Raw genomic sequence first — 9,488 nt, forward strand, 5'->3', positions numbered from 1 at the left:
TAAATATACAAAAAAAAGTATTCAATAAGTCAATTTTTGGAACCGCCCTTAATAATCTTTTAAGTTTTTGATTTCCGCTTCCTCAGTTTCATAATAACTTCACTTCCGGTTGCACTACGATTAAATTGTACGCTGTCCATAAATTGTTGTATTATAAATATACCTCTCCCGTTCTCACGCAGTAAATTTTTTTCGTCTAAAGGGTTAGGAATATTTTTGAAATTTATTCCTCTGCCTTCGTCGCAAACATGTATCTCAATGGTTGTGGTAGATGCAGCTGCTGTAATTTCAACTAATTTCTTCGGGTCTCTCAAATTGCCGTGAGTAATACTGTTGTTCACTGCTTCGGTTGTTGCAACAAGCAAATTATGAAATTGAATTTCTTCAAATTGTATATATCGGTTCACTTTTTTTAGAAATGGTTCAACTTTAGATATTTCTTTCGGAGTGCTTTTCAAAACTAATTTAAAAATTTTTGTCTGAACTTTTGCCATTTTATAAAAGTGTTTTTATGTTCATTGTTAAGTTTGTAGTATATCGGGGTTGCGTGTTTGTATATTCGATTCGCTCGCGCCAACCCTTTACAATTAATTCAATCTTCGGTTTAAAGAAAAATGTTATAAGTGCAACCGGTCCGATACTTCGCAGATGAGTTTCTATCTGTCTTGTTTTACCGTCGTAACCGAAACGTGTTTGACTAAAGTAACGAATGCCTGTTGAAAAAAGCAAATCTGCCGTGGCTTTGTAAAATGTTTGCAGTATGTAAGTCTGATCCTCAAAATAATTTAGCGGTCGCCCTTTAAATGCTTTCCAGTTCAATATACCCCGTTCATACAAACTGATGTAACTGAACCAATCGAAACCAACTCGTGGAGTTATCGAAATTCTTGTTGAATCAATGAATGAAAACTGCCTGAATGAGAAGCTTTTTACCGGGACTTGTAAGTCCTCGAAATCGTAAACTGTGTAATTCGCTAAAACTTCGAATCTATTTGTTGTAGAAAAAGATTTCGACGGAATGTATTGGATGCGGGGGGAGAGGCGTAAAATTCTGTTCCAATTATTGTTGGCGCTTCGTGAACCTAACAAATAAACGACGTGAGATAAATTAGCATCGACAGCTATTTGGGCAAACAGATAGCGGTTAATGTTATGATACGTTGTGAGATTATAAGCCATCCATAATTCATCGCGGTCGTCGTCGTTGAGTTTGCTCGGCGTGTCGTAACGTAGTATGCTGCTTGATCCTGTGAATGAAATTCTATCGGAGTTGGATAATTTAATTCCTACGTTTGCAGTGAGCGTTGAGCGCCGTGAATAATTATTTTTTTTATCCTCGTCACGCTTGCGTAAATCGAAAGCCGTTTGAGAAATTCGGTCATCCCCTTTAATCGAATGGGTAACATCCCGTTCTCCATAAAATATTTGAACCAAGCCGTTCAATGAGTTAGTGGGTTGAAAAGCAAGCTGAGCAGCTCCCTCGATTCTAAAATCATCGATTGTGTTATCGAAATAGCGTCCGGCTACCGGTTTATATTTTATAGATTTTTGAATGTTTCGCACTTGAACCAAACCGTTTGCTGAGAATAAAAACTGGTTGCTGATACTGTAATCGAGAGTATCCTGCACTAAATAAAAATATTCAATCCGTTTTTCAATATTGTTATTCGTATTAAATTTCAATTGGACTGAAGTATCGGCAGCGAAGTAAAAATCGCGTTGATAATTTTTGTAAGTGATGTTTAAAACGTTACGTGTTTTTTCAAAAAATATTTTATAGAACCGCAGCGTCAGGTTTTGTGTCTCTAAATATCGCGGGTCTAACCGGTCAACCTGATACACTCCGTTAAAAAAAGTATTGAACCCACCCAATTGCAGATCAACCGTTTTTGCACTCAATAGATATGAAACGCCTGCATCCTGCTCAGTAATTTGCCGATCGATTCGGAATCCAACCATCGGCTCGAAGAGGAATTTCGAAAAAGGTGCATATTCAAAACCGCCGTGTACCGAATGCGAGGCAACGCTGCTGATGCCGATTCCCTGATTATCGGAAATCACTAATGATGAAATTTTTAAAGATGTTTTAAGAGGAGACGAAATATTGTACTTTGTTGAAAAATCGACCGACTGTTCATCGCGGATGGTGTTTTTGTGTGTTCTGATAAGAGAAGATTTGAAGCGTTCATCAAAGTGAAAATCAAAACCCGCAAAACTTGATTTGTAAAAAATATTTGCATCCCACCGGTGTGTGTTGATATTTTTATCGTAACCCATCGACAAATTGTTATTAGTTGATTTAGAAGTATCTGTTTGTCCGTTAGAGTTCCACATTAAAAAGCCAGTGGCAATAATAAATGTAAAAACCCGATAACTCATTAAACTGTTCCGCGTGTAGTTCCACCATCGACGTTTATCGAAATTCCTGAAATAAAATTAGACGCCTCCGATGCTAAAAAAACTACTGCGGATGCAATCTCTTCAGCACGGACGAGTCTTCCGAATGGATTAGCAGATTTTAGCATTTGCCGCATCTCATCGGGAGTTAAGTTTTGTAAGGAAGCTAATGTACCGATTGTATTTTCAGTGAGGGGAGTTTCGGTCGTTCCCGGGTTAACCGCATTCACGGTGATATTATCTTTAGCCAATTCTAACGCCAATGATTTTGTAAAATTAAGAAGCGCTCCGTTAGTGATACCGGGAAGCATAAGAGTTGACTTCGGCTCTTTACCCGCTGTACCGACTACGTTAATAATTCTTCCGCCCCCTTGCTGTCGCATATATGGTATTACTTCGCGTGCAAAACGGATATAACCTAATAATTTTAAATGGATGTGGGCTTCAAAAATTTCATCGGAAATTTCAAAAATCCCTCCGATGTGAGCGCCGCCGGCATTGTTTACTAAAATATCGACACGCTTGTATTTTGAGATTGCCTTGGTAACAACCCGCTTGATGTCGTTGGTTCTTGTTAGATTCGCTTTAACAAAAGTAACTTCAGTATGGAAGCGGTCTTTAATTTCAGTTTCTGTTTGCTGCAATTGTTCTTCGGTTCGGGCGCATAAAATAAGCCGCACTCCTTCGTTCGCGAGTGCGATTGCAATAGCCTTACCGATTCCTTGTGTCGCACCTGTAACGATTGCAGTTTTTCCGTTCAAACCTGTATTCATAAATTTTATTGAAGATTAAATATTTCACCTAATTTAGGGATTACCGATTTATATCCTTTTGCGGCTATCTGTTGTTTTAAAATTTCGGAGCGTTCAAGTTCACCATGAACAAGAAATATTTTTTCCATAATCGTTGAATCGAATTGGGAGATGTAACTCACTAATTCGTTCCCGTCGGCATGAGCGCTGAATGATTCGAGAACGACAACTTCGGCGCGTAGTTTATAAAATTGTTCAAATATTCTGACCTCCGGATTTTTATCAACAATTTTTCTACCCAAAGTATGTTCGGCAGTGTAGCCGACAATAAGAATTGTGTTGCGTGAATCCTCGATATTGTTAGCTAAATGATGGAGTATTCTACCTGCCTCGCACATACCTGAAGCAGATATTATAACGTAAGTTCCTTCTTTCTCATTTAAAGCTTTCGAGTCATCGGTAGATTGTATATAACGGATTTGATTGAAGCCAAATGGGTCGTGATGTTTGAGGATGTGTGCGGCGGTTTCCATATCAAAACATTCGGGATGCAAACGATATATTTCAGTTACGTTTGTTGCTAACGGGCTATCGACGAATACCGGGATTTTCGGAAGTCTGCCTGCTTCAGATAAACGAAAAAGCGAGTAAACCACATCCTGAGTTCTTCCAACGCTGAAAGCCGGTATAATAATTTTACCGCCACGCTGTAGTGTCCGCTTGATAACAGCTTCAAGTTGATTATCCATTTCAGTCGGGGGATGATGAGCGACTCCGCCATAAGTGCTCTCGCTGATCAAGTAGTTCGTGTCGCCCATGAATTCAGGGTCTCTGATGATTGGCAAATTCCATCTTCCAATGTCGCCGCTGAAACCTAACGTTATAGTTTTGCCGTTTTCCGAAATTGATAGACGAACTCCCGCCGACCCTAAAATGTGTCCGGCATCGAAAAATTTAGCTTTTACTCCTTCACAAACCTGGAATTCGCGATGGTACGAAAAACCCTGAAAACATCCGAGTGCCTCCAAAACATCCTGAGGAGTATAAAGGGGCTCAACTTGCGGTTCACCGTTTTTTCTTGCTTTTTTATTTAAATACTCAGCATCCTTTTCTTGTATAAACGAGCTATCCATCAGCATAGCGCTGCACAAATCGCGTGTTGCCGACGTCGAGTAAATTGTTCCGTTAAAACCGTTTCTTACAAGGGTTGGAAGATTACCGCTGTGGTCGATATGTGCGTGCGATAAAATTACAGCATCAATTGTTTGCGGGTCAAAAGGGAAGTTGCGGTTGCGTTCGTTCGCCTCGCTCCGTTTACCTTGATATAATCCGCAGTCGAGAAGTATTTTCTTTCCGTTAATATGTAAAAGATGCATGGAACCTGTTACAGTTTGTGCTGCACCAAAAAATTCAATTTTCATAAATCTTGATTTTTCTAAAGGCAATCCTTATATTGATTCAGAAACTAAAATCTCAATTAATTATTTTTTATTTATGGATGAAGATAAAAATTTTTTCAACGTATTAAAGTGGATTGGAATAGCAGCTCTCGTTGCCATACCTATTTATTTCATTTCTAAACACGTATTAGAAGAAGAACAGCAAGTCGAAGACTTTGACGACGAAAACATTTTCGCCGAAGAACTTCAGTAAAATTTTAAAAATTGATGTTTCCTTTCGAAGTTTTATGATCTTCCCAATGTGAAGACGTATGCAGAGGACAAGGAACGGGAAGATATTTTTTATTAAATATTTCTTCATAGGTTGAGGGACAAAACTCCGTAGCTAATCCTTTCGAATCCGAACAGATCAATTCTCGAACAATACCTTCGGGTTGCTGAAAGAATTCGATTGGTAAGCCAATCGATTTATCTTCATAAACAGAGCCCATAAAACGTCCCCAAATTGGAGCTGCTGCCCTTCCGCCTTGACCGTCGGCACCTGTGAAGTGAACGCTTTTATTATCAAATCCCACCCAAACACCTGCTGTAAGCTGGGGTGTAAAACCGATAAACCAAGCATCGGCATATTCCTGCGTAGTTCCGGTTTTTCCGGCTGCGGGTAAATTGAAATAATTCCGAACGCGCGTTCCTGTTCCGCTGTTCACGGCATCTTCTAACATACTGGTAATTATGTATGCAGTTTCTTTGCTTAAAACTTCGCGTCGCTCCGATTGATTCTCTTCAATAATATTTCCATCTTTATCTTCGATTCTGATTATTGAGAAGGGTTGAACATAAACACCATCGTTAGGATAAACACTGAAAGCGGCAGTCAGTTCGAGCGGCGAAACTTCACCCGTCCCCATCGAAAGCGATTCATAAGGAGGCAACTTCGATTTTATTCCCATCCTGTTTGCGTATTCGATAACTTGCTGAACAGGAGCGATTTCCATAATTGCCCGGACTGCAAGCAAGTTAATTGAAAATTTTAATCCTTCTCTGATTGTATTTTTTCCGCCGAAAGTTCCATCAAAATTTTGTGGAGTCCACCTGTTTCCACCAACCATCACTAAAGTTACAGGTTGATTTAGAATTTCAAATGAGGGGGGATAACCATTGTCGATTGCGACTGTATAGACGAAAGGTTTAAACGTTGAACCGGGTTGCCGCTGTATCTGCGTAATGTGGTTGAGTCCGTATTTGAAACTACGGAAATTCGATCCACCCACCATAGCAACTATTCCACCCGAGCGATGGTCGATTGAAACGAAACCGACTTCAATTTGTGTGGAAGATTTTTTTACTGAATCAATAAACGCAGAATTGTAGCGTAAGCTTTTTGCGATGCTGTCTTTTGCGGATTGTGTTTTTGCTTTTCGATATACATCCGAAGTTCGTATAGTTTGCGAAATTGCAGTTTCAAGCACGTCTTTGTTGCGGCTCCAATTCCATGCTTTTATAAAATTCGGCTGATAATCTTTAAGATGTTCCTCTACCGCACGGTTGGCGTATCGCTGCATCCGGCTATCGAGTGTGGTATAAACATTTAAGCCGTCACGATAAATATCGAATCCGTAAGTTTCCGATTTTTGCGTTAATTGTTGGCGAATGTATTCAACAAAATGAGGGGCTATTCCGGTTATCCCTTCGTTAGTTGCAGAACGGATTTGCAATTCATCAGCTTTTGCTTTTTCTGCTTCAATTTCGGTGAGATAATTATATTTCAACATCTGATCAATCACGGTATTACGCCGGTTGATAGCACGTTCGGGATAATTGACAGGGTCGTATCTGCCAGGACCTTTCAATAAACCGACGAGCAAGGCTGCTTCGCTGATCGTCAAATCAGCAGGAATCTTGCCGAAGTAAATTTGCGAGCCAGCCGAAATACCATAAGCGCTTCTACCGTAGTAAGTGATGTTCAAATACATTTCAAGGATTTCATCTTTAGTGTAGTTCGATTCTATTTGAAATGCAGTAATGAACTCTCGGAATTTACGTGTAATTTTATCGTGGAATTTTTTTCGTTCTACTTTTAAGTCGTATAAATTCCGTGAAAGCTGTTGTGTAATAGTGCTTGCACCTTCCCGCATCTGAAAAGTTATGATGTTTTTTATCATCGCTCTAACAAAGCGTAAAACATCAACACCCCAATGCTTTCTGAAATTTTTATCTTCAGTTGCAATTAAGGCATCTATTAAATGGGGAGGAAGTTCTTTTAAATTTGCACGCGTTCTATTTTTTATGAAAAATTGGTCGAGAACTTCACCATCGATCGAATAAACTTTGGTAGCAAGCTCGGCTTTTGGATTCTCGAGGTCTTCCAGTGAAGGTAAACCCGAAATGATGTATGGAATATAGAAAGCTAAAAATATCAGAAATATAATGATTGCAATTATTATTTTCTTGCTATGTTTCTTCCGAAAAGTTTTTTTTGCATGCATAAAATTTATTTAATTGATGACCATTCATTAAGTGCTATTACGCCGTCAGCCATTTCTGCATAAGAAAAATGCGAAATCCAATCGCCTAAGTTAACATACAAACCATTCCCGATTTTCTGGAAACTCGGTTCGTGCCGGTGCCCCATAATAACGATATCGTAACCTTCCTGAATTTTTCTTTCGGCCGCTATTTTCATTCCGTCCTCTTCACCGAAGTGTTTATTCGAGGAATGTTTGCGGCTCGTACGCGAAATTTTTTTTGCCAAAGTAACTCCTAAATCGGGATGGAGCATTCTGTAAAGTTTAATGTTAGTCGGGCTTCTCAGTATCTTTTTTAAAATATTATAACCGTGGTCGTTCGATGTAAAACCGTCGCCGTGGTGCATAAATATTTTTTTTCCATCGAGAACAATATCGAATGCATCGAAGTGAACGCTTATTCCCAAGTCGTCCGTAAAAAAATTGTCCATCCAGTAATCGTGGTTGCCTGCAAGGTAATGAACTTTTATGTTGTTTCTAACCAAATCGTCGAGTTTTGAAATCGTGCGATGGAATCCTCGTGGTATCACAGTTTTGTATTCAAACCACGCATCAAACAAGTCGCCTAAAATAAAAAGCGAATCGGCATCTCTTTTAATATGATCAAAAAACGAAATCAGAAGAGTTTCTTTTTTTGCTTCTGTTTCTTTATTCCCCAATCCTAAGTGAGCGTCGGAAATGAAATATGCTTTTGGCATTTTATTTTTCTACAACAATATTAAGTTGTATTTTTTGTTCAAACCGGCTGCACCATCCTTCTTCATCCGAACAATAAAAATAAATAAGTGTTCCTTTAAGTTTATGTTTTCCGGGTTTTAGTTTTTTATTCAAGGTAAAACTTTGCTTTACTGGTTTTTTCAAATTTAAATATTCGATTCCTTTGGCTTTTGGAACATCAAGTTTACCTAAAATAGCAAATTTTTTATCTATTTCTACCTCAAGAGGAGGGTCTAAATTGATGTGAATGCCTTCTTGCGGGGCGAATGTAAATATAAGTTCAGCATTACCGCCTGCTTTTATCGTTGCCGGTTTCACGGAAGTATATACCTGAACATATTCGTTTTCGTCATCACTGAACAAATACATCGGCACCAATAATAGTATGAAAATTGATATTAGTTTCTGCACTTTAACCTTCGTTTTTAAATAATACTACTCATTTTTACGAAAATTTAAGGGAAAAAGCAAATGAAAGAGAGTGTATCGAGAGGTGTAGTGTTTTTTATTGTATGATGGAAGAACGATTTTTTAATACATTAGAATTTACACGCTCAATATCTTTTGGTATGTTGACATCAAAACCGGCAAAAAATAAACTTTTTTTAAACGGGGCATAACGTGCAGGCATTACGCCGTTTGTTTTGGCGCTATCAAATGGCCAATTATCTGGCGACAAAACAAATGGAGCGAACACAATAACTTCATCTACAAAATGAGTGAGCATCGTAATGCCTGCTGTTATATGCCGTTGTGCCGAATGTTAATGTTTCAACACTTTGATCAATGGTTCGAGTGGCTCAATGATGGCCTTCATGAACTTTTCAAGCTGTTTCATCGCATCACCAGATGATTGACTTTGTTTATGTTCGGAGTCGAATACTTTATCTGTCGGTGAAGTGAAAACCTTGGTTATGGCATCGATGACAAACGCAGTAAATTTCTCTCGCTCTCCGGGCTGCTGTGCGTTGACCAATTCTTCAACAAGCTCTTTGTATGGCACGAGTGAGATTGAGATGTTGGATTTGAAAGCGTATTCTTCTTCGAGCTTCCTTTCCCTACCATATTGAACCGTACAGAAGACGATGGCATAAATGAGAGGCAACGTCATTGAAAGTTTTCCGAAGAAAGCAACGTCAAAGTTAGTTGTTGTCGTAATTACAAGAATTGAAACACCCCATGATGCGGCAACCAATCCTACAAGAGCCCAGACCCAAAATTTCTTAGAGCCAGCGAGCTCATGTTGCCTCGTTTGAAAGGAATGAAACAGTGAGAAGCCGGTTGCTTTTTGGATCTTATCTTTGATTTGATCTTCAAGTTGCCCTAATCTGACAATGAGTTCATCAGTAGCTTCTTTATTGGTTTTGACTGCGCTTTGTGCATCGTCTGTCGTGTTTGTAATTTTTGTTCGGTATTGGTCTATTTGGGAATAGAACTCCTTTATTTTTGGTTCCAGTGCCAAAACATCTGCGTTGCTTGCCTTTGTGCTTGAAAGCAGTTGAGTTGTGGTTGTCTCGTTCTGTTGTATGGTTGCAAGCAGAGCAGCTGCGTTCTGAATTGCCTGAGTTGTGTTTGATCGCGTGACACTCGCGAACGAATGGCTGCCTGTTAGCCGAAGTGCCACGCGATCAAACACAACAAAGTAGTGTTGTGTTAGCCATGAATTGACGGATATAATCTTTTAAGTTTCACCCTTG

Annotated in this window: 10 protein-coding genes; 1 reads left to right on the forward strand and 9 read right to left on the reverse strand. The window is 39.1% G+C overall.

The annotated features are described in order from the left end of the window. Nucleotides 1–59: 59 nt before the first annotated feature. Genes QME58_13090 through QME58_13105 form a run of 4 tightly spaced genes read right to left on the reverse strand, consistent with a single transcriptional unit; the run spans nt 60 to nt 4,570 of the window. Nucleotides 60–494, reverse strand: coding sequence for an ATP-binding protein (locus tag QME58_13090; GenBank protein ID MDI6804753.1), 435 nt, complete (start codon nt 492–494; stop codon nt 60–62). Between the two features lies 1 nt (nt 495). After that, nucleotides 496–2,379 carry a hypothetical protein gene (locus QME58_13095; GenBank protein ID MDI6804754.1) on the reverse strand — a complete coding sequence of 628 codons (1,884 nt, stop codon included), beginning with the start codon at nt 2,377–2,379 and terminating at the stop codon, nt 496–498. Further along, entirely contained in the window at nt 2,379–3,170 is a 792-nt protein-coding gene (locus QME58_13100; GenBank protein MDI6804755.1) for an SDR family oxidoreductase, read from the reverse strand. Before QME58_13100 ends, QME58_13095 begins: the two co-directional genes overlap by 1 nt. 5 nt (nt 3,171–3,175) lie before the next feature. Beyond that, nucleotides 3,176–4,570 carry an MBL fold metallo-hydrolase gene (locus QME58_13105; GenBank protein ID MDI6804756.1) on the reverse strand — a complete coding sequence of 465 codons (1,395 nt, stop codon included), beginning with the start codon at nt 4,568–4,570 and terminating at the stop codon, nt 3,176–3,178. A gap of 73 nt (nt 4,571–4,643) precedes the next feature. Between QME58_13105 and QME58_13110 the strand changes: the two genes are divergently transcribed. Beyond that, a complete protein-coding gene (locus QME58_13110) occupies nt 4,644–4,802 on the forward strand; it encodes a hypothetical protein (GenBank protein MDI6804757.1) in 159 nt (52 codons plus the stop codon). A 4-nt stretch (nt 4,803–4,806) separates the two neighbouring features. Here QME58_13110 and QME58_13115 read toward each other — a convergent pair whose 3' ends face one another. The 5 genes from QME58_13115 to QME58_13135 form a co-directional block, all read right to left on the reverse strand. After that, a complete protein-coding gene (locus QME58_13115; GenBank protein MDI6804758.1) occupies nt 4,807–7,035 on the reverse strand; it encodes a PBP1A family penicillin-binding protein in 2,229 nt (742 codons plus the stop codon). Between the two features lie 5 nt (nt 7,036–7,040). Next, entirely contained in the window at nt 7,041–7,772 is a 732-nt protein-coding gene (locus QME58_13120; GenBank protein MDI6804759.1) for a UDP-2,3-diacylglucosamine diphosphatase, read from the reverse strand. 1 nt (nt 7,773) lies between these two features. After that, entirely contained in the window at nt 7,774–8,202 is a 429-nt protein-coding gene (locus tag QME58_13125; protein ID MDI6804760.1) for a hypothetical protein, read from the reverse strand. 94 nt (nt 8,203–8,296) lie between these two features. Then, nucleotides 8,297–8,518, reverse strand: coding sequence for a hypothetical protein (locus tag QME58_13130; GenBank protein MDI6804761.1), 222 nt, complete (start codon nt 8,516–8,518; stop codon nt 8,297–8,299). A 36-nt stretch (nt 8,519–8,554) separates the two neighbouring features. Continuing rightward, nucleotides 8,555–9,415, reverse strand: coding sequence for a hypothetical protein (locus tag QME58_13135; GenBank protein MDI6804762.1), 861 nt, complete (start codon nt 9,413–9,415; stop codon nt 8,555–8,557). Between the last annotated feature and the right edge of the window lie 73 nt (nt 9,416–9,488).

Source organism: Bacteroidota bacterium (assembly GCA_030017895.1).
In the GTDB taxonomy this organism is placed as follows: domain Bacteria; phylum Bacteroidota; class Ignavibacteria; order UBA10030; family BY39; genus JASEGV01.